18 protein-coding genes and 1 tRNA gene are annotated in these 21,372 nt (G+C 42.3%); 8 read left to right on the forward strand and 11 right to left on the reverse strand.

The window, feature by feature from the left end; genetic code table 11:
* Positions 1-24: 24 nt before the first annotated feature.
* Genes TOL2_RS13395 through TOL2_RS13405 form a run of 3 tightly spaced genes read right to left on the reverse strand, consistent with a single transcriptional unit; the run spans position 25 to position 2,381 of the window.
* Complete coding sequence (locus TOL2_RS13395; RefSeq protein ID WP_014957962.1) at positions 25-1,323, reverse strand: CBS domain-containing protein; 1,299 nt, start codon at positions 1,321-1,323, stop codon at positions 25-27.
* 57 nt (positions 1,324-1,380) lie between these two features.
* Entirely contained in the window at positions 1,381-2,127 is a 747-nt protein-coding gene (locus TOL2_RS13400; RefSeq protein WP_014957963.1) for a Mut7-C RNAse domain-containing protein, read from the reverse strand.
* A gap of 38 nt (positions 2,128-2,165) precedes the next feature.
* Positions 2,166-2,381: a SlyX family protein gene (locus tag TOL2_RS13405; protein ID WP_014957964.1), complete on the reverse strand. Its 216-nt coding sequence runs from the start codon at positions 2,379-2,381 to the stop codon at positions 2,166-2,168.
* Positions 2,382-2,666: 285 nt separating this feature from the next.
* Between TOL2_RS13405 and TOL2_RS13410 the strand changes: the two genes are divergently transcribed.
* The 3 genes from TOL2_RS13410 to TOL2_RS13420 all read left to right on the forward strand — a co-directional run bounded on the left by TOL2_RS13410 (position 2,667) and on the right by TOL2_RS13420 (position 6,613).
* Positions 2,667-5,090 carry a DNA translocase FtsK gene (locus TOL2_RS13410; protein ID WP_014957965.1) on the forward strand — a complete coding sequence of 808 codons (2,424 nt, stop codon included), beginning with the start codon at positions 2,667-2,669 and terminating at the stop codon, positions 5,088-5,090.
* Positions 5,091-5,221: 131 nt separating this feature from the next.
* Entirely contained in the window at positions 5,222-5,635 is a 414-nt protein-coding gene (locus TOL2_RS13415; protein ID WP_041279503.1) for a hypothetical protein, read from the forward strand.
* 264 nt (positions 5,636-5,899) lie between these two features.
* Positions 5,900-6,613, forward strand: coding sequence for a sulfite exporter TauE/SafE family protein (locus TOL2_RS13420; protein WP_014957966.1), 714 nt, complete (start codon positions 5,900-5,902; stop codon positions 6,611-6,613).
* Between the two features lie 47 nt (positions 6,614-6,660).
* Here TOL2_RS13420 and TOL2_RS13425 read toward each other — a convergent pair.
* From TOL2_RS13425 to TOL2_RS13440, 4 genes are all read right to left on the reverse strand, one after another.
* Positions 6,661-6,737 (reverse strand) — tRNA-Met (locus TOL2_RS13425).
* 72 nt (positions 6,738-6,809) lie between these two features.
* A complete protein-coding gene (gene rfaE1, locus TOL2_RS13430) occupies positions 6,810-7,772 on the reverse strand; it encodes a D-glycero-beta-D-manno-heptose-7-phosphate kinase (protein ID WP_014957967.1) in 963 nt (320 codons plus the stop codon).
* A gap of 10 nt (positions 7,773-7,782) precedes the next feature.
* Entirely contained in the window at positions 7,783-8,388 is a 606-nt protein-coding gene (gene thrH, locus TOL2_RS13435) for a bifunctional phosphoserine phosphatase/homoserine phosphotransferase ThrH (RefSeq protein ID WP_014957968.1), read from the reverse strand.
* An 8-nt stretch (positions 8,389-8,396) separates the two neighbouring features.
* The gene (locus TOL2_RS13440) at positions 8,397-9,710 is read right to left on the reverse strand and encodes a homoserine dehydrogenase (protein WP_014957969.1); all 1,314 of its coding nucleotides are present in this window, start codon (positions 9,708-9,710) and stop codon (positions 8,397-8,399) included.
* Positions 9,711-9,868: 158 nt separating this feature from the next.
* Here TOL2_RS13440 and purM point away from each other — a divergent pair, with 158 nt between their 5' ends.
* Complete coding sequence (gene purM, locus TOL2_RS13445; protein WP_014957970.1) at positions 9,869-10,912, forward strand: phosphoribosylformylglycinamidine cyclo-ligase; 1,044 nt, start codon at positions 9,869-9,871, stop codon at positions 10,910-10,912.
* 15 nt (positions 10,913-10,927) lie between these two features.
* The gene (gene tsaD, locus TOL2_RS13450) at positions 10,928-11,929 is read left to right on the forward strand and encodes a tRNA (adenosine(37)-N6)-threonylcarbamoyltransferase complex transferase subunit TsaD (protein WP_014957971.1); all 1,002 of its coding nucleotides are present in this window, start codon (positions 10,928-10,930) and stop codon (positions 11,927-11,929) included.
* Positions 11,930-11,937: 8 nt separating this feature from the next.
* Here the strand turns inward: tsaD and nagZ are convergent, their stop codons facing one another.
* Genes nagZ through TOL2_RS13465 form a run of 3 tightly spaced genes read right to left on the reverse strand, consistent with a single transcriptional unit; the run spans position 11,938 to position 14,783 of the window.
* Positions 11,938-12,912 (reverse strand): beta-N-acetylhexosaminidase, encoded by a 975-nt coding sequence (nagZ, locus tag TOL2_RS13455; RefSeq protein ID WP_014957972.1) that lies wholly within the window; start codon positions 12,910-12,912, stop codon positions 11,938-11,940.
* Between the two features lie 30 nt (positions 12,913-12,942).
* Positions 12,943-13,344, reverse strand: a complete 402-nt coding sequence (locus tag TOL2_RS13460; protein ID WP_041279505.1) for a hypothetical protein — start codon at positions 13,342-13,344, stop codon at positions 12,943-12,945.
* Positions 13,341-14,783, reverse strand: a complete 1,443-nt coding sequence (locus tag TOL2_RS13465) for a DNA integrity scanning protein DisA nucleotide-binding domain protein (protein ID WP_014957974.1) — start codon at positions 14,781-14,783, stop codon at positions 13,341-13,343. The genes TOL2_RS13460 and TOL2_RS13465 overlap by 4 nt, the downstream gene beginning before the upstream one ends.
* Before the next feature lie 145 nt (positions 14,784-14,928).
* On the opposite strand from TOL2_RS13465, the gene TOL2_RS13470 reads away from it, so the two are divergent.
* The 3 genes from TOL2_RS13470 (at position 14,929) to TOL2_RS13480 (ending at position 20,425) form a co-directional block, all read left to right on the forward strand.
* A complete protein-coding gene (locus TOL2_RS13470) occupies positions 14,929-15,621 on the forward strand; it encodes a TIGR04211 family SH3 domain-containing protein (RefSeq protein WP_158406116.1) in 693 nt (230 codons plus the stop codon).
* A 193-nt stretch (positions 15,622-15,814) separates the two neighbouring features.
* Positions 15,815-18,466 (forward strand): aconitate hydratase AcnA, encoded by a 2,652-nt coding sequence (gene acnA, locus TOL2_RS13475; protein WP_014957976.1) that lies wholly within the window; start codon positions 15,815-15,817, stop codon positions 18,464-18,466.
* 225 nt (positions 18,467-18,691) lie between these two features.
* Positions 18,692-20,425 carry an NAD-dependent malic enzyme gene (locus tag TOL2_RS13480; protein ID WP_014957977.1) on the forward strand — a complete coding sequence of 578 codons (1,734 nt, stop codon included), beginning with the start codon at positions 18,692-18,694 and terminating at the stop codon, positions 20,423-20,425.
* 95 nt (positions 20,426-20,520) lie between these two features.
* Here the strand turns inward: TOL2_RS13480 and TOL2_RS13485 are convergent, their stop codons facing one another.
* The gene (locus TOL2_RS13485; protein WP_014957978.1) at positions 20,521-21,270 is read right to left on the reverse strand and encodes a flagellin; all 750 of its coding nucleotides are present in this window, start codon (positions 21,268-21,270) and stop codon (positions 20,521-20,523) included.
* Positions 21,271-21,372 lie beyond the last annotated feature (102 nt).

The following is a 21,372-nucleotide window of genomic DNA, read 5'->3' on the forward strand; positions in this document are numbered from 1 at the left end:
CAAGATTTGATTAATAATGGCTGATTAATCCGGCAGCAGATCATAAAAATACGTCATGGCATCGGACCGGGTAATGATTCCGATCAGTTCACCCTTTTTCATAACAGGCAGACGTCCGATATCATATTTGATCATCAATTTAGCAGCTTCCATGGCGCTTTTGTCATAAGGTATGCTCACAATTTTCCTGCTCATAAAAGCTTTTATGGGCGATTGCATGTGATTTGATTTTCTGACTCTCTTAAAATCCCGCCGGGAGATAATGCCGACCATATGATTATCATTGTCCACAACAGGCATGCCCGTGCATCCCTTGTCGCGTAAAATCATGGCCACTTCTTCTACGGTTTTATCCTGGTGTACGGTCACAACCGGATAGGACATGATATCCACCAGCATGACAGTGGAATGCTGGTTCCCGGAAATAAGTTCAACAAGTATATCTTCAATTGCATCCGGGTTTGCAGCTTTCAAAAGAGCTGATCCAGCGCCCGGATGTCCGCCACCGCCGATGCTTCTCATTAACAGGCCAATATTAATTTCATCTATATTGCTTCTTCCGATAACCATGCAACGGTTTCGTTCAACGTCTTTAAAAATTCCAAATGCGGCATCCACATTGACAATTTCCCTGTACATCTGAAGCACCATGGCAAGATTCTGGATTCGGCCATCTACCTCCACCTTGGAAATACTTATGGAAAACCTGGACACCTCTTTTCTCTGAGCTTTCTGTATCATATGGAAGAGGATGTCTTTTTGCCTTTTCCCGTACGCCTGCCGTAAAAACGTGGCCAAGATATTCAAATCTGCTTTTCGGTCCAGAAGAAACCCGGCAGCATATGCATCTTCAGGCAAGGTTGACGGAAATGTCAAATTACCTGTATCTTCATACAGACCCATCAAAAAAAGCGTGGACTGAATAGGTGTAATAAGCTTTCTTTTTTTTTTAATTTCTTCCACCAGCATTGTAACAGTGGCTCCTGTTTCCCGGATATTCATCTCATTTGCTTTAATATCACCTTCAGAATGATGGTCCCATATGATAATTTCAAGATCCTTCCTGTCTTTCAATGAATTCATACCTTCCAGGCGACTCCATGAGTGAGTGTCTACAACAATCATGGTTTTTACATGCTCTAACTTGATATCCTTAGGCGAGTAGAAGGTAAACAAATCCTTATGAATTGATAGAAAACCTTTTAAATTTGCATTAATGGAAGTGGGCAAAACCGGTTTTGCATCGGGATACAGCAGGGATGCTGCCACCAGAGATGCCAATGCGTCAAAATCAGATCCTTTATGGGTAGTAATGATAACCATCCTATATTCCTCTTTTTTATTAATATCTTTTTGAGTATAATCATAGTGACTATTTATTCAATGATTTATTGAAATCCCAAGAGCTGAAATCTGTTTTTTAAAAAAATCATAATGGGACCCTCTCCAAAAGACGGTTTTACAATGAGGGCATTGAAAGAACGTATTAAAATATTGTTTTGTTTTGGGTTCAAGAAGATGCATCACATCCTTTTTTTCTATGGTTACAAGCTTAATATTACACGCGGTACATCGTGAAAAAAAAGAAATCCTATTTTCCAGTCCAAAAAAACGAATGGTTTCAGCCATCTGGTCATAGGGTAAATTTGCCCTGATCCGCCTTGCAAAAATGATTTTACTTCTTTTTAAAAGATCGGTATCACGGGTCAGAACAATTCGATTTTCCTTTTCGGCAATATCGGCAATTTCTTCATCAGAATAGAATGAAGAATAAATTACATCAAATCCCAGCAGGATCAAAAGTCGTCCCAGTTTGATCACATTCACATCTGCAACAAACCGGATACGCTTAAGCGGTTGAGGTCTCAGGAACGACGGCAGCCCGACATTAAACGGGGGGGATACAGCCTGCACATCCAGTATGCCCTGGGAAACAGGGATAAATGAGAAATCAATCTCTTGTTTGTTAAAACAGATATGCCCGACTTCAGTATGAGGAACGCCAAGCGATTCGATAATATCCTTTACACTGGCTTTCCGGTTTAAGGCATAGTTAAATTGCCTGCCGGGTTTGTCGTTTACCCGGAAAAAATCCAATTGTTTTTGAAAGTGTATACAAATGTTCATTTGCCGTTCCAGATTTTGTTAAACAAAAGGATGAACAGCTAATAGTGAGGCGGCTTTTCATCGGCAGGCGCATCACTTCCCGGCGAGAACGCTGAAAGCGCACCGATCTGCTTTGCCAGGGTATCACAGATAGCACCGAGCCTGGTGATTTCTCGTTGCTGTTCATAAAGTTCATCATTTAAATTTTTAATGGTATTTTCCTGAAAAGCAATTTTAGTTTCAATTTCCACCAGACGGTCTTCATTTATTTCCATGTTTTTCCTCCAGCCTAATGGCTCAAGATGATTACCCCTAAATCAAGGTCTTGTTCGATACTATACCCAAAACAAATGGTAGAGTACAATAAAAATCCCAAAATGAATTTTTTAAAAGGCTGTGGCAGATAAAGGTGCCACAAAAAAAGTAAAAGAGACCTTATTTCAAAATGAAGTTTGATCTGTTTTTTTAAAATGGCTTAACATTTTCAATTATGTTATATGAAAAATCATTGTTCCTTGAATTTATGAATTATCTTAAATTAATAAAAAAAAGTTGGTAGCGTGGAAAAGAATAGTTACAGTCTTGATAACAATATATTAACAATCAGAACAGAGTATGGTGATTATGGGTTTAAAATAGAAGATGGTTTGGAATTGGCCAATGCAGAACGTATTGCAGATCTTATGGTCAGTGAACTTGAAAAAATTGAAAAAAAATTCCAGGGCATTCGAGAAAACTCAAACCCATATGCGAAATTATTACTGGCAAACTTAAATATTTCGGACAAATATATTCAGCTTGAGAACGAACATATTCAGCTTGAGCATAAATATAATCGCCTTTTCAATAGAAATGAAAAGATGAAAGCTTTTTACCACGATCGGTATCAATCAGGTGATGCTGGCAGTCAAAAATTTAAAACTGATAAGACAATTCATTGCTCAAGCTCATTTGATGATTTAAAAAACAATGACGATATTTTATCGGAACAGATTCAAACAAATCAGGAAGACACAACTTCTTTGACCGAAACACAACCGGATGACAATGACAACTCTTCTTCTTTTAAGGAAGAAGACTTTTCCGAAAAACAACCCCCGGTTATTACGGCCCTGGAAAAAACAGATCGGGATTTGACAGATCATGATTTGTCTGAAGAAAGCCGAAAGAATTCTTTTATTTCATCACCATCAATGGATATTCAGACAACGACAGAGCCATTGGAAGACTTGCAGACAGAGCCATTGGAAGAGATAGAAATAGAACTCTCGGAAGACACAGAAACAGAACTCTTGGAAGACATGCAAAAACAATCACCTGCCGTGCAACAGATAGCCATGCAAAATCCAGAAACACAAACAGACACACAAAATTTAAATTCCGACTCAAATAATATAGCTGAGCCTGCACAGACTCAAGCCCCGTCATTGGCAAAGGATTTGGTTTTACCAGTGCCCCCAACAATTTCAGCATCCCCATCCGCCCAATTCAGGATTAACAAACCTGAAGAAAAACAAAACAGTTGCATTGAATCCTGCAACACAGATAGCGATGAATTCCAGTTGCCTGCCCTGGATTTTTTAAAACGCGGAAATGGAAAAATAGAAATTGACCATGAGGCCATCAGAAGAGATGCTGAACTGCTTGAGCAAAAACTTGGTTATTTCGGTATCACAGGAGAAGTCATGGAGGTTTCTCCAGGGCCGGTTATTACGACCTTTGAATACAGGCCTGCTCCGGGAATCAAAATCAGCAAGATCGTTAACCTGGCAGATGATCTGGCTCTTGCATTAAGTGCCTTCAGTATCCGTATTGTTGCTCCGATCCCTGGTAAGGATGTTATTGGAATTGAAATTCCCAATCTTAAGAAGAGCCTTGTTCCTTTTATTGATATTGTCAGATCCGATGATTTCATAAACAGCACATCCAAACTCCCCATCTGCCTTGGCAAAGATATTATCGGCAACCCTGTTGTTGTGGAGCTTGATAAAATGCCGCATCTGTTGATAGCAGGTGCCACTGGAACCGGCAAAAGCGTTGGGTTGAATGCCATGATAGCCAGTATCCTGTACAAATCACCTCCTGACAAAGTAAATTTTATCATGATTGATCCAAAACGCATTGAATTGTCATTGTTCAATGATATTCCCCATCTTCTCACACCGGTTATTACCGACATGAAAAAAGCAAATATTGCGCTTCAGTGGGTGGTAAGAGAAATGGAACGCAGGTATGAGATCCTGGCTAAATTACAGGTGAGAAACATTGAGCAGTATAATCACAAAGTAAAACAAATGGCTTGTCCTGAACGGGATAAAGATGAAGCATTTGAAGAATTTTCATATATTGTTATCATCATAGATGAGCTGGCCGATCTGATGATGACTGCGGCCAAGGATATTGAATTGTCTTTGACCCGTATTGCCCAGATGGCAAGAGCTGCGGGCATTCATCTGGTTCTTGCCACTCAGCGGCCTTCCGTTGATGTGTTGACTGGCATAATTAAAGCTAATTTTCCCACCAGGATATCGTTTCAAGTCTCGTCTAAAACCGACTCCAGGACAATCATTGATTCCAACGGAGCTGAAACACTCTTGGGCAGCGGGGATATGCTTTTTGTCCCACCCGGAACCGCACGGCTTGCCAGGGTACACGGCACCTATCTTTCAGAAGATGAACTTGTCACAATAACCGAGTTTCTAAAAGCCCAGAAAAAGCCTAATTATATTTTTGACGTGATAACGGAAAATGATACCGAACCCGCCATGGATATTGTTGGTGAGGATGAGTATGATGAAAAATACCAAGCTGCTCTGGAATTTGTTCTTGTCAGCAGACAAGCTTCAATTTCAGGTGTTCAACGTGCCCTCAGGGTTGGGTATAACAGGGCGGCAAGAATTATTGATCTTATGGAAAAAAGAGGGATTGTGGGACCTTCTGATGGCGTAAAACCCCGCCAGGTTTTGATAAATCGCATGGATTAAAGAATTGCATGAATTAAACTTCTCACAATATCCCAACCTGAATAAACGTGATTATGAACAAAAAAATCTGGTATTCTATTATAGTGTTGATAGTCTCATCTTGCACTCCCCAACTGCCCACTCTGATATATATGAAGGGATCGGAAACATTCATAGTTGATTATGACGGAAACGGCACATATGATGACGAATGGCTCAGTTTAGACCAGGCAAATCGTATGAGCTGCAATGAAGTCGTACGTCATTATATTGATCCAGGCCATTACAGATGGGCAAAATCAAATGAAATGGCATTGTTATATTCGGTATTGGGCATGCCTGGAAATTCGAAAGCCACAAGGCAGATGAGCAGCTTAGCCGGCATAAGCATAGGGCTGGGCTTTTTATACACGGTCAAACACAAAGCCACCCAGGCTGAAAAAGACTCCCCGCACATTTTCTCTGTGGAAACCCTGGGTTGGCATGGAGGATTGGCAACCCCAATGCCGACAGTGGTACACGAACCCAGATACTTTCCGGCGTTGATTAAGACTGAGCCGAAATAAGCTGAGTGAATTTTTCAAGACTTTCATACAAAATTTTTATTCCATTTTCAAAAAAAAGACGGATGCCGACAACAGCACAAAAGCGATCAACCCGATATTATGAGAGATTGCCCCGATGACAGGAGTTAACAGTCCTATTTAAACTTCAATCTCTTTTTAGATATGGACAGATCACATAAACAGCAAAGTTTTTTTTCCTACCCGTCAGAAATGACATAGTGTATAAGGACAGATTACAAACCTTTAGCTTGTACGAGTGTCAACATGACAACCTTTATCAGTATCAGTTTAATATTTTTCCTTGCCGGATGGGTTCAAGGTGTTTCAGGGTTCGGCTCCGCCCTTGTCGCAATTCCTCTGTTATCACTGCTTATCGACATCAAAACGGCGATACCGCTATGTTCACTGTTAAGCCTTATCATCACAACCTATATGAGTGTGCAGTTATGGAAATATTTTGATCGAAAAAAAATTCTACCTCTCTGCGCCGGAGCAATACCCGGTATCATATCAGGTGCAACCATTTTAAAGACCGTCCCTTCCGAAATGATCCAGAACCTTATGGGCAGTCTTTTAATCGCATATGCATTGTACAACCTGTTCTTTACCGTCAAACCCGGAAAGATTCATTATAGCTGGGGCTATGTTTCAGGATTTTTATCCGGTTCAATCGGAGCGGCATTCAGTGCGGGGGGACCGCCGGCAATCATCTACACCACCCTGAATAACTGGAGCAAAAACGAAATCAAGGCAACCCTTACAGGATTTTTTTGTTTTAACTCCTATATGGTTGTTTCAGCCCATATAATAACCGGATTAACCACGGCCACCGTGGGTAAATACTTTCTGTTTTCAGTACCCTTTGTTTTGTTGGGAACTTTTTTCGGCTCATACTGTTACCGATTTTTCAAAAAAGATATCTATTTGAGAGTTGTTTTCCTGTGTCTTGTTGTCATGGGAATAATTTTGATTCTATAAAAAAACAAAAAGGGTCTCGAAAACTTTCGAGACCCTTGTAATTTGCTTGGTAGCGGGGAAAGGATTTGAACCAATGACCTTCGGGTTATGAGCCCGACGAGCTACCAGACTGCTCCACCCCGCATCAACGAAAAGCAATATACATAATTGCATTGTTCATGTCAAGGCTTTAATTTTTTTCTAAAAATTATAATTTTCAATTTGGCATCACCTGCTTTAATTCATCAACAGAAGCCGTTGCGGTTCCAACCTTTGCAACAACAATCCCGGCAGCAGCATTGGCAAGCATGGCGCTTGACCTAAAGGTTGCACCCACTGCAAGCCCAAGTCCCAGAAGAGAAATAACCGTATCACCTGCACCGGAAACATCAAACACCTGCCGGGCTTTGGATTCAATGACATAAGGTTCCTTGTCTTTTTCAAACAATACCATGCCGTCCTTGCCGCAAGTAATGAGGAGCCTTTCCAGCTTGACCTGGTCCATTATTTTCCAACCGGCGGCAAAAAGATCCCTGTCTGATTTGATATCCATGTTGGCGGCAAGGCTTGCCTCTTTTTTGTTGGGCGTGAGTATGGAAACATGCTCATACTTTGAAAAATCAAGAGCCTTGGGATCTGCCAAAGTAAGGACATTATATTTTTTTGCCAGCTCAACAGTGTGCCGGACCAGTTCTTTTGTAACCAGGCCTTTGTTGTAATCTGAAATGATAATCAGATTAACCCCGGAAATTTTACGCTCAATAATGCTTACAAGCTTTTCAAGGGTGTTGCCATTGATATCTTTTTTTATCTCCTTGTCAATGCGCAGAACCTGCTGATTGGATGCAATCACCCTTGTTTTTCGGGTAGTCGGCCTTTCCGGCTCACTGATGATACCGTCAGTTTCAATCCCCAGTTCTTCAAGCTTCTCAAATATCATTTGACCGGCCTTGCCCGTTCCTGCCGTGCCAATGGGCAACACCTGCGCCCCCATGGAAACCAGGTTATTGATGACATTTCCCGCCCCCCCGAGGGCATGGCTTTCTTTTTCCACGCACACCACCGGAACCGGAGCTTCCGGTGAAATCCGGTCCACACTGCCCCACAGGTATTCGTCAATCATCAGATCCCCTATCACAAGGGCTTTTACGGTTTTAAAAGTATCAATATCTATAATCATATATCCACAATCACACATTCAGCAACGAACTGATCATGTTTTTCAGCTCCAGATAGTTTCTTGTCACTGGAATTTCAGGATAATCCGTGATCACTGAATCAGGCGGGCTAAAGAAAAATCCATGATCTGCCTGGGTAATCATCCCGATATCATTATAAGAATCACCAAAGGCAATCACTTCATAGTTAAGTTCTTTTAAGGCTTTAACCGCCCGCTTTTTCTGATCATCAATGCGAATATTATAATCAGTGACATTGCCCATTTTATCAATGCTCAGGTTGTGACATAAAAGAGTGGGGAAATTCAACTTTGCCATCAAAGGCTTTGCAAATTCCTCAAAAGTATCTGATAAAATGATAATCTGTGCTTGTTCCCTGATCCAGGTTAACATTTCCAAGGCGCCCTCAAGTGGCTCCAAGGTGGCAATCACCTCACTTATATCCTGAATCTTTAAATTATGCTCTTTTAATATAGTAAGCCGCTTGGTCATCAACACATCATAATCACTGATATCCCTGGTGGTCAGTTTAAGTTCTTCAATCCCGGTTTTTTGTGCAACATTAATCCATATTTCAGGCAAAAACACACCTTCCAAATCTGCAACCAATATTTTCATTTTTATTTTTACTCCTGAACAGTTTCTTCTATCCTGATAACAACAGGACTGCCAACAACTGAATCTATTTTTGAAATTTTTATCAAAGCATCTTGCACACTTGCCTCTTTGGCAATATGGGTGATCATTACAATCGGCACGTTCCCGTTAGTTTTCCGGCCTTTTTGATGAACCGATTTAATGCTGATATTGTTTTCTCCTAAAATTCCGGAAATTTTAGCCAGCACCCCGGGATGATCCTGGGCTTCAAACCTAAGATAGTATCTTGTATAAAGCTCGTCCATGGGAAGAATGGGAATCGGCTTGATATTATCTTCAGGATATCCCAAAATGGGAACCCGCCTTTTGGTTCCTGAAATAATATTTCTTGCAATATCTGCAACATCACTTAACACGGCACTGGCCGTGGGCATCATGCCTGCACCATGACCATACAGCATGGCTTGGCCTGTGGCATCTGCGTCAATGACAATGGCATTCATAGAAGAATCAACATGGGAAAGAGGGTTTGAGTCAGGGATCATGGTGGGATGCACACGGGCTTCCACATGATTTTCATGAATTTTGCCAATGGCCAGAAGTTTTATGGTGTACCCAAACTCCTTTGCAAACTCAATATCCTTTGGTGTAATAGTGCGGATACCTTCCACATGTATGTCTTTCAAATTAATCTCCATGCCGTGGGCAAGGGAATTTAAAATGGCAAGTTTATGGGCAGTATCAAACCCATCAATATCCAATGAAGGCTCAGCCTCAGCATATCCCAATTGCTGGGCATCTTTTAGCGCATCTTCAAACTCCGACCCATCCTTGGAAATTTTTGTAAGAATATAATTGCAGGTTCCGTTTAAAATCGCTGACATTGCTTTGATATCATTGGCAACAAGAGATTCCCGCAAAGACTTGATGATGGGCATACACCCGCCACAACTGGCTTCAAAGGCCAGATCGACCAAATTCTTCCGGGCTGTCTTGACAAGATCATTCCCATAACTTGCCAGCAGGGCTTTATTGGCAGTGACCACATGTTTTTTATTTTCAAGAGCCTTTAAAATAAATTCTTTGGCAATGGTCTCCCCTCCGATGGTTTCCACAATAATATCTATTTCAGGATCATCAATTATCACGGTTGCATCGGAAACCAGAGCAGTTGTTCCAAGTTCAACCCCCCTGTCTGTTGTGATATCAATATCAGCAATAGTTTTAAGATTTAAAACAGCACCGATTCTGGATTCCAGCAATTGTTTTTTCTGCTTTAACAACTTTGCAACACCAGCGCCAACAACACCATATCCTAAAATTCCAATATTGATTGTTTTCATTCGCTTCAGATTCTCCGATATTAACTTAAGTTTAAAAACAAATTAGATACAATATTCAACCGGCGTTGTCAAAAAGCTTTTGACTTTTCAGCCTATTATGTTTATCATTGCAGGGTTTTAGAAGGTTTAATCAATGTAATCAAAAAGGGTAACAGTATATGAGCGACTCCTTAACTTACGCAGATTCAGGTGTTGATATAGATAAGGCAAACAAACTGGTTGACCGGATTAAAGATATTGCAAAAACCACCCCAAGAGCAGGAGTTATGGGTGAAATAGGCGGGTTTGGGGGCCTTTTTTCCCTGAATCTTTCCAATATTTCCAACCCGGTTCTGGTCAGTTCAACCGACGGTGTCGGAACCAAGCTTAAAATAGCTTTCATGATGGACAAACATGATACCATTGGTATTGATCTTGTGGCCATGTGTGTTAACGACATCATTGTCCAGGGGGCCAAGCCCTTGTTTTTCCTTGACTATCTGGCCATGGGAGTTCTTAACAATGATGTGGCTGAAAAAATTATTTCAGGGATTGCAAAAGGATGCACTCAAGCCGGATGCGCACTCATCGGCGGTGAAACCGCAGAAATGCCGGGCATGTATCAGAATGGGGAATATGACCTTTCCGGGTTTTCCGTGGGAATCGTAGACAATGATAAGATCATAGACGGTTCATATATCAGAAACAACCACAAACTCATCGGGCTTGCATCAAACGGTGTTCACAGCAATGGTTTCTCCCTTGTCAGAAAAGTTTTTTTTGACAAATGCAAATACAGTGTCGACACAAAATCAGAAGAACTGGGCACCACCCTTGGAGAAGAGCTGTTAAAGCCCACATTCATTTATGTCCCGACAATTATCAGCCTGATAAGAGATCTGCCCATTCACGGACTGGTTCACATTACCGGCGGAGGCATTGATGAAAATATCATCCGGGTGATCCCGGAATCCTGTAAAGCCATTATTCACAAAGATGCCTGGGAAGTTCCGCCGGTCTTCAAGCTCCTTCAAAAAGAAGGCGGGGTTCCTGATGCTGAAATGCAACGGACATTTAACAACGGCATCGGCATGGTTATGGTAGTACCTGAAGCATCTGCCCAGGAAGTCATGGACAGACTCTCGGCAATGGACAAAAACGCCTATCTTATCGGTGAAATAGAAACCAGGGAAAATAATGAACCTCAAACCCAATGGGTCTGATCGTTTCAGCTTATCATGATAGTTCTCGGGATTGAATCCTCCTGTGATGAAACCGCAGCGGCAATTGTTCAGGATGGCACAAAAATTTTATCGTCTATTGTTGCCTCCCAGATTGAAGTTCACCACAAGTATGGCGGCGTTGTACCGGAACTTGCATCCCGCATGCACATCGAAGCCATTACCCCGGTTGTGGACGAGGCTGTACAAAAAGCAGCCATTAACATCGAAGATATTGACGGGGTTGCCGCAACAAGAGGGCCGGGACTCATCGGGGCTCTTCTGGTGGGATTTTGTTTTGCCAAATCATTTGCCTGGGCAAGACAACTTCCCTTTGCCGGTGTCAACCACCTGGAAGCTCACATCTATTCTTTGTTTCTGATGGACAACAAGCCAAAATTCCCCTTTATAGCCCTGGTGGTATCCGGGGGACACACCAATATCTATCATGTCACTTCATATGACAATTTTGAGCTTTTGGGGCAAACAAGGGATGACGCAGCAGGTGAAGCCTTTGACAAAGTGGCAAAAATGCTGGGAATAGGCTATCCCGGCGGCCCGATAATTGAAACTCTTGCAAAGACAAAAAATCCTGACGCCATCATGTTTCCCAGAACATTGCTTGAAAAAGGCAGTTTTGATTTCAGTTTCAGCGGCATCAAATCGTCTGTGGCCAGATATATCCATGACAAAAACATCACAACAAAAGATGAAAAAGCACAGGTTGCAGCATCGTTTCAGGAAGCCGTCATTGATGTTCTGTCTCAAAAACTGATCAATGCAGCCCAGCATAAAAAATGCCTGCGCATTGGTATTGCAGGAGGCGTGTCAGCCAACCAGACCTTTGTTAACAAATTATCCAAAAGAGCAAAAAGTAAAAACATCAAAGTTTTTTCCCCGCCGGTTGAACTGTGCGGAGACAATGCAGCCATGATTGCAGCAAGAGGGTATACCATGATTCAGCAAGGATCTTTATGTACCCTTGACCACGACGTATTCTCAAGAACAAAAACAGATTAGCGTTTGGATTATTCCCTTTCGGACAAATATTTTTTCTTTGTCCTTAATATTCTTTCTATTGATATTTTACCCATCAAACAAAGCTTCTCATTTTCATTGAGAAGCCTTACTATTTCATGATAAGCAACATCAATATCAGGGCCTTTATGACAGATCAGGGCCATATCAATTCCTGCTTTCAAAATTTGCCGGACACAGGTTTTCATATCATAGGCAATCGCTTTCATGTCCAGATCATCGGTCATCACCAGCCCCTCATATCCCATTTGACCGCGTAAAAGGTCATGGACAATCCAAGGGGACAGGCTTGCCTGCCACCTTGGATCAAGCTGCGGGTATTGAATATGGGACAGCATGATCCCGCAGACGCCTTCATTCGTTGCATCTGCAAACGGAACCAGGTCGGATTGTTTAAGGGTTTCAAGATCAATATCCAATACAGGAAGATGAAAATGGGAATCCTTAACCGTTCTGCCAATACCAGGAAAATGCTTGGCCACAGCCATGATGCCATTTTCCTGAAGAATATGGATCACGGCCATGCCAAGTTGTGATACGTTTTTTGCATCCCCTTTAAACACCCGGTTTTTCATGATACTGTCAATGCCTTCGGGTGCAATATCCAGAACCGGAGCAAAATTCATGTTGATCCCGGCATGCTTTAACTCATCGGCTGTGACAGCGGCAAAGTCCTCGGCATCACGGATGGATTCAATAAAGGGATTCCCTTTAAATTCCGTGAAAGGCGCTTTCAGCCTTGCAACCACCCCGCCTTCCTGGTCAACCGCCATAAACAGCGGCGGAACCCCGCAGGCTTTTGCATATTCCCGGCATTCACCGCAAAGAGCTGCGACCTGATCAGGGGACTCTATATTTCTTTTAAACAAGATGATACCACCGGCTTTGATATCCCGGATAATACACTTTAAATCCTCGTTGAATTCAATACCGTCAAACCCCAGCATCAAGCGCTGTCCGGCCATTTTATTTTGATCTTTAATCTTTGTATCCTTTTAACCGATATCCTGAATTTTTTTCAATGCATCCTGAATCAAAACAGTCACCTCTTCGGACAATTTGCCTGCCTTTTCAATTTTTTCTGCAACCTCGTCAAGTCCCGCCTCTTTTGCTCTCCCTGCCCAGGTAAAGAATGTGTCTTTGTGACTGTTATTGTGATCAATCCAGTGACCAAACAATTTTTCAAGCTTTTGTTCAAACGTCAATTCATGGGAATGGCCTGTGTCATGGCCATGGGAGTGTCCGTGATCATGACTGTGTGGATGTCCGTGATCATGGCTATGCGTATGCTCATGCTTATGATCATGATTGTGATCATGTGAATGATCGTGGCTGTGATTGTGATCGTGTGAATGATCATGTGAATGGCTGTGTGAATTATCTTTATCGTGTGTCATAATATTACTCCAGTTAAATATTTTTCCAGACTCACAGGTTCAGGTGTATATTGATACACCGGCCGCCAATGGCTGAAAGCATTTATTTCAATCCCATTATAAATAATGGATACCGGCCTGTCCGCCGAAACAACCACAACAATGATACGGCTGTGAGCAGCAGAGAATCTCAAGGCCGAGTTATATCGCGCACCTCTTGCCATGTTTTCCCAGTTGATGGTTTTTCCATCCAGCAAACACCCGAACCCATGGATACACAGATCTGATGTAATATGAACTGCACCATCAATCTTTAAAAAAGAACAGGCAAGTTTCATATTTTTAGGTTCCAGGAGACTTATGGACGGTTCCAGCACATGGCCGGACAAATGCACGGGCGTTTCATTCAGATCAATCACCAGTGTGCAGCCATGCCGACCTTTCCCGGCGCTATGGACAAGATGTGAGATCAATTGGAACAAAAGCGTGCTATTTTCCGTAATAAAATTTGAATCCAGCAAAAGTTCCTCCAACTCAACCATCTTTGCCTCCCTGGTGGTTGAATGAAAACTGCCGTCAAAAAAAGATGCTATTTTTTCATTGCCCAGTTTTAAAAATCCGTAATCCCCCATAAAATCAGCGGTTATGGCATAATCTGGAATATCACTGTCAGTAATGCCGATAATGGTGCAGCCGTCTGAGACCAGCTTTCTGTCTGAATTTTCAACAGCAACCAGAAGTTTCCTGATATGTTTCACATTGCTGATCACAGGGCGTTCATGCTTTTGTATCTTGGTAATATAAGATACCTCATTAATACTTTGCGGATCAGTAAAAAAAAGTGTTCCCCTTGCCCATGAGCCTTCTTCCCTGGTTTTGGAAATATTTAAAATATCATTTAAAATAGGGGGAATCAAAATTTTACTGTCAAATCCAAGATGTTTATCTCTTTCATCAACAATATAATCTGCAACAGCCTGCAACGAATAATTTTTCAGCACATAATCAGATGAATTTATGGCAGTCGTTCTTGAATTATAATCATGGGCCAACAGGCAAACCGCCTGTTCCAGCCATCGTTCCGTGGGATGAATGGAACACATGTCAGGATGATGATCAGTCAGCCACATCTGATAAAAAAAATCATTGGAGCTTCCGCCATAAGAAATCAACCCGGACAATTCCAGATCATTTTCAGGTATTATATATCCCTGTGGCTGATTTGAAATTTTTTTCTTGATTTGCCGCCGCCATTCATCACCATTGTCGAAATAGATCTCTTTGAGCTTTGGTTCATGGCCCCTTAAAACATTCTGAGGGTCAAAAATCCAAACCGGATCATTTTCATGAGCGGCAAAAATCAAAGCCACCTTGCTTGGATTTGAATATTTGGAAAGACCTTCTTCAACCCCTTTGAGAATATTTGTAATACACAATTTATGATAAAATGCCTGATTCATTTATAATTGACCCGGGGTTATTAATTAAAATACCATGGACATGATTGATACTCCGGTTATGCATCTATTTGCAAGAGTTTTTTATTGTAAAATACTGCCGGGCTTGCTATTGAAACAAAGAAACCTAATGGAGGCACAAAAAAATATGAAAAATTTTCTTTTTTCTTTGATTACATTGGTCCTGGCGGTATCGGCATTCGCGCAAACCTCTCTTGCTCAAACCGGATATGTCTCTGATATGCTGCTGTTAACTTTCAGGCAAGGCCCCGGCAATTCATACGCCGTGATAAAAACAATACAAAGCAATACCCCCGTATCTATTATAGAAGAGAAAAACGGTTTCTACAAAGTAACACTTCAATCCAATGAAACAGGGTGGGTGGATAAAAGATTCATTGTTTTCAAACAACCCAAAAGCATTGTTCTTGAACAGTTAAAACAGGAAAACAGCAGCCTTCAAAATAAAATCTCACAATTAAAGTCCTCTCCCCAGGCACTTGAAGAAACCATCAAACAACTTGAGGCATCATTAAAAACTGCCTTGGATGAAAAAACAAAGATAAGCCATTCATTTGCCGAAAACCAGAAAAAATACAATACCCTGATCAAACAATCTGGAAATATTCAGAAACTGATTAACGAAAACAAAAGCCTTCAAAAAAAGAATGTCACCCTCACAAGGGATCTTGAGACACTGAAGAAAAACCATAAAGACCGTTTTAAAACCAGCATGATCAAATGGTTTCTTGCAGGTGTAGGAGTTCTGCTGCTGGGATGGATTATCGGGAAAAACATTTCTTCACAAAAACGACGATCCGGTTCTTCCCTGCTGGGTTAATCAAAACATATACTGATTCATTACTGAGCTTTCAACCATAAGATTCTGAGCTTTTCAGCCATCACAGAGATCTTCTTGCATGGCTGATGTTATTTTTAAATCCATGGCGATTGTTGCTTGATCTATTCCTTGTTTAAGAATATTCTGGAATATGAAAATTTTTCACAAATAAAAAATCTTTAGGAGCAAACAAATGACCGATCCGAGTTTAAAACAAACCCTTATTCTGGACCAGGAGACGTTTATCGTCCATAATCTCAATTTACTTGAACAAATGGGATTGGCAACGATCAAGACCCTTCCGTTTGCTGCAAGAGTCCTGATAGAAAACCTGGCCCGAAATATGGACGCCAACATCATTCAATGGTCAGACGTGGTCAATGCTGCAAAATTCTATGAATCTCCTGCGCAAACGTCTGAACTGATTGCATTTTATCCGGCAAGGGTATTGATGCAGGATTTTACCGGAGTTCCGGCAGTGGTGGATTTTGCCGCCATGAGGGACGCTGTGGATGCAGCCGGAGCCGATCCAAAAAAAATCAATCCCCTGGTTCCTGTGGACCTGGTCATTGACCACTCCATCCAGGTGGATCATTTTAAAGAAAAAAATTCATTCTTCTTGAACGCTCAAAAAGAATATGAACGAAATAAAGAACGATACCAGCTTTTAAAATGGGCACAGAAAAGCTTTGACAATTTCAGGGTTGTGCCGCCTGAATCCGGGATCTGCCACCAGGTAAACCTTGAATACCTTGCCCCGGTCGTTTCAACCAAGCAGACCAAAGACGGTGTCCTGGCTTTTCCTGACACTCTTGTGGGAACAGATTCGCACACCACCATGATCAATGCATTAGGAGTTCTTGGCTGGGGTGTGGGAGGCATTGAAGCCGAAGCCGTGATGCTTGGCCAGCCCTATTATATGAACCTTCCCCAGATTATCGGCGTCAATTTCATCGGCAAACCCCAAACCCGGATCACATCAACAGATATTGCCCTGTATGTCACTAACCGGCTTCGGGAAGAAAATGTAGTGGAAAAAATTGTTGAATATACAGGAGAAGGATTAAAATACCTGACCCTTACCGACCGTGCAACCATTTCCAACATGGCACCGGAATATGGCGCTACAGCAGGTTTTTTCCCGGTTGACGAACACACATTGAATTATCTGAAAAAAACAAACCGCAGGAAAACCGCCTCCCTTGTGGAAGGTTATTGCAAGGCCTGCGGATTTTTCAACAATCATGACAATGAGATTACATTTTCCAAAAAAATTGACGTTGATCTTTCCTTGATTGAAACATCCATTGCAGGCCCGTCAAGGCCCCAGGATAGGATCTCCCTTGCCGGAGTCAAAGAAAAAACCACCAAAATATTTGACCTTGGAAACAGGCAACACATTCAGATCAACCCGGAAAACAAGCCTCATGCCCTGACCAACGGCAGCATCGTGATCGCGGCCATCACCTCCTGCACCAACACATCCAACCCCTATACCATGATAGGCGCAGGGCTTGCCGCCAAAAAGGCCGTGGAAAAAGGCCTGTCAATTCCCTGGCATGTTAAAACCTCCCTGTCCCCCGGTTCCAGGGTGGTGCTGGATTATCTGAAAAGCTCCGGGCTGATGGAGTATTTCCAGGATCTTGGCTTTAACAACACCGGTTTCGGGTGTATGACCTGTATTGGAAACAGCGGCCCTCTTGATCCTTTTATCGAAGAATCCATTAAAACAAACAACCTGGATGTCATGTCCGTTCTTTCCGGCAACCGGAATTTTGAAGCCAGGATTCACCAGGAGGTAAAGGGCAATTTTTTAATGTCCCCCATACTTGTGGTCATATATGCCATTGCCGGAAAAATAGATATTGATTTTGAATCAGAACCCCTTGGGGTTTCACAGGACGGGAATCCTGTATTCATGAAAGATATCTGGCCCAAAGCCGATGAAATAAACCATTTTGTCGAAACCTATGTTCATGAAAAATTCTTCAAAGACCAGTATTCTCAAATCTTTAAAGGAGACAAACTCTGGCAGGAACTCAAGGTGGATGAAAGCACCACTTTCAAATTTGATGAAACGTCCAGTTATATCCGCAACCCGCCCTTTTTTAAAAATTTTTCCCTGAACCTGCCGGATCTTGAGGATATCAAAAATGCCAGAGCCCTTCTTGTGTTAGGCGATTCTGTGACCACGGATCATATTTCGCCTGCAGGTGCCATTCCCGTGGATTACCCGGCAGGGAAATATCTGATTGACAACAATATAAAACCCTGGGATTTTAATTCCTACGGTTCCCGCCGGGGCAATCATGAAGTCATGATGCGGGGAACTTTTGCCAATATCAGGATAAAAAACAAACTGGTCTCGGATGCGGGCGGTCTTACCCTTAAATTCCCTGAAAATGAACAATGCTATGTATTTGACGCCTCCCGAAAATACCGGGATGAACAAACAGATCTGCTTGTTTTCGGCGGAAAAGAGTACGGAACAGGATCTTCACGGGACTGGGCAGCCAAAGGCACCACTCTTTTAGGCGTAAAAGCGGTCATTGCCGAATCCTTTGAACGAATCCACAGGTCCAACCTTGTGGGCATGGGCGTTCTACCCCTGATTTTCAAAGAGGGACAGTCCTTTGAAACACTGGGACTTAGCGGGGATGAAGTCTTTGAAATACGCAATGCAAACCAGATCAAACCCAATGATCTTTTAACTGTGAATGCCACAAAAAACGGCAAAAACAAAACATTCCAGGTTGTTGTCAAACTCAACACGGATATTGAGATCGACTATATTAAAAACGGAGGCATCCTTCACTATGTATTGCGCCAAATGATCAAAGCATAGCCTTTTATTATGCCTAAATGCCTGTTACATTTTTTTTGTAACAGGCCCGGGCGCTGCATTATCATCTTTTTTATCACCATAGCCACGCACGAATAAATATTTTTCAATAAATAAAATTCATTCATTTACCTTTCACCTTTATGCCTTAATTTATGATATAATATGAAGTTATATTTTTTTTGAAGATATTTTATTAAATTGTAATTTAAGGATTTTTAAAAAGCCATGGAAATTAATCATTACGAGTTTAAATATGGCGAATTTGGAGACACCACGGGAGTTCAAATCAACTTACGCGGTTTTGATGTTCTTCGCTTCAATAATATTAGCAAAGGCACAGCCTTTACCATAGAGGAAAGGTCCAGGCTTAAACTCAGCGGTTTTCTGCCTCCAAGGGTAAAAACACTTGAAGATCAGATCAGATCAAGCCTTAAAATTGTTGATGAAAAGAAAAGTGACATTGAAAAATTCATTTATATCAGAAGTCTTTATGACAGAAATGTTGTACTGGCCCATGCCGTAATTGCAGACAATGTTACCAAATTTTTACCCATTATCTACACCCCCACAGTGGGGCTTGCCTGTCAGCAGTACTCTTCAATATACCGGGGAGCAAATGGTGTGCATTTTTATCCGGGAAATATTGATTATGCGGAATATGTTTTGCGCAACTATACGGACCAGGATATCAGGATTGCAGTGGTAACGGACAACCAGGGAATTTTAGGTATTGGAGACCAGGGGGCCGGGGGTATCCCCATCTGCCTTGGGAAACTGATGCTCTACACTCAGGGTGCCGGCATCGCTCCCTGGCACGGCCTTCCCGTATCCCTTGACGTTGGAACCGACAATGAAGACCTGTTAAATGATCCCAACTACCTGGGCTGGCGTCACAAACGCCTCAAGGGAGAAGAATATGATGCGTTTATCAAAAAATTTGTAACTGCGTTTAAAAAGAACTTTCCCCATGCACTGTGCCAGTGGGAGGACTTTTCAAAACAGACGGCGTTTACGGTCCGGGATACATATCTGAACCACCTGATCTCCTTTAATGATGACATTCAGGGAACCGGTTCCATTGCTCTTGCCGGAATTATTGCAGCCATGAAAGTAAAAAAAGAAAAAATGACGGATCAGGTGTATCTGGTAAATGGTGCCGGTGCAGGCGGCATTGGTATTGCCGAACAGATCCAGGTGGAGCTTATTGCCCAGGGCATGGATGAAGCAGATGCCATTGCCCGGATTTTCACAATGGATTCAAGAGGGGTGGTCACCGCTGACAGGGATCTTGAGCCTTACAAGAAAAAATTTGCAAAAGATTCAAAAACACTTGCCTGGCTGACATCATCTGAAGACAATACACTTTTGAATGCAGTCAAGCATGAAAAAGTAACCGTATTGATCGGAACATCAGGACAACCCGGCCTGTTTACACAACAAATTGTTCAAGCAGTCGGTAAGAATACGGACAGACCCGTTATTCTGCCATTGAGCAATCCCACGAGCAAGGCCGAGGCCCTGCCCAAAGATGTCTACGAATGGACCAACGGTAAAGCGCTTATGGCAACGGGTTCTCCTTTTGATCCTGTTGATCACGACGGCAAAGAGTATAGAATCGGACAAATGAACAATTCATTTGTTTTCCCGGGTGTAGGGCTGGGGGTTGTGGCATCCGGTGCCACCGAAGTATTGCCGGTCTTTTTTTCAGCGGCAGCCCATGCGATTGCCGAGTTTGTCAGCGAACAAGACATTAACGACGGTATTTTGTGTCCTCCACTGGATCAGTTAAAAGAGGTCTCTTTGGAAGTTGCAAAACGAGTCGGCGCAGAAGCCATCAAGGCAGGCGTTACCAAAAAAGATTGTTTTTTCTCAAAATTCAAACACAAAAATGATCCGGAACGGCTGAACACCCTTGTGGATAAAATGCGCTGGAATCCCCAGTATTTTGACCAGATTTAATTTAAATTGACACCCTGCCCCTGCCCTGATCGGATCGGATCGGATCAAATAATAACCAGCCGGTCAGGGCAAATTCATGAATAAAAAAGAGAGTGCTAACCCAGAAGGGTTGCAACCCGTTGGGCATTTACATTTGCTGCCTGATTTTGTGCAAAGGATGAGGTCTTTTTGAGCAGATCCAACTGCTTCATGTTCATCACCTCTTCTGCAATATCCACATCCCTGATCTGGGACTCCGAACTTCTTGCAGAAATTTCCTGGGTTTTCAGATTGGAAATTTCACTCTCAACCTGATTCTGACTTGAACCCAAAGCCGACCGATAAGAGCTGACAGAATCAAGGGCCGAGTCAACAGCCTCCTGAGCCGATTCCGCTCCCTCAAGAGAAGAGAGATCAAGATCTGAAAGTTCGGCCAATCCCGGAGCATCTGAAAAAAGCGATTTACCGTTAAAAGTGGTACCCTGATAAAGATCATTTAATGACTCAAGCGATTTTGTCACATCCTCCTGGATGGCCATTCTGCTTTCAGGAGTCTGGGCATCGGACGCTGCCTGTACCACTTTTTCACCGATTCCCTGAATAATTTGTGTAGCCTGACCAAGAGCAGCCTCTTTGATCTGAATCATGGATATATTATCCGAAGCATTGCGGCTCAGTTGCCCTATACTATTTGCGGCACTGTTGAGGTTATTAGCCATTACCAGACCGGAAGCGTCATCTGAAGCCCGGTTAATACTTTTGCCGGATGAAATCTTTTCCAGGGATTGGTCAAAAGCATTGGAAGCCGATCGAAAGGTATTTCCGGCAGACTGACTTAAGGTATTATTATTGATGGTCAGAGACATTGCACCTCCGTTTATATTATGTTTTATCCCACGCTGTTAATGCTGAAAACTTGTCATAACATAACCCGGCTCCACCACCCATGTCAATATTGATAATTACTA

Origin of the sequence: Desulfobacula toluolica Tol2 (assembly GCF_000307105.1) — a bacterium.
Taxonomy (GTDB): domain Bacteria; phylum Desulfobacterota; class Desulfobacteria; order Desulfobacterales; family Desulfobacteraceae; genus Desulfobacula; species Desulfobacula toluolica.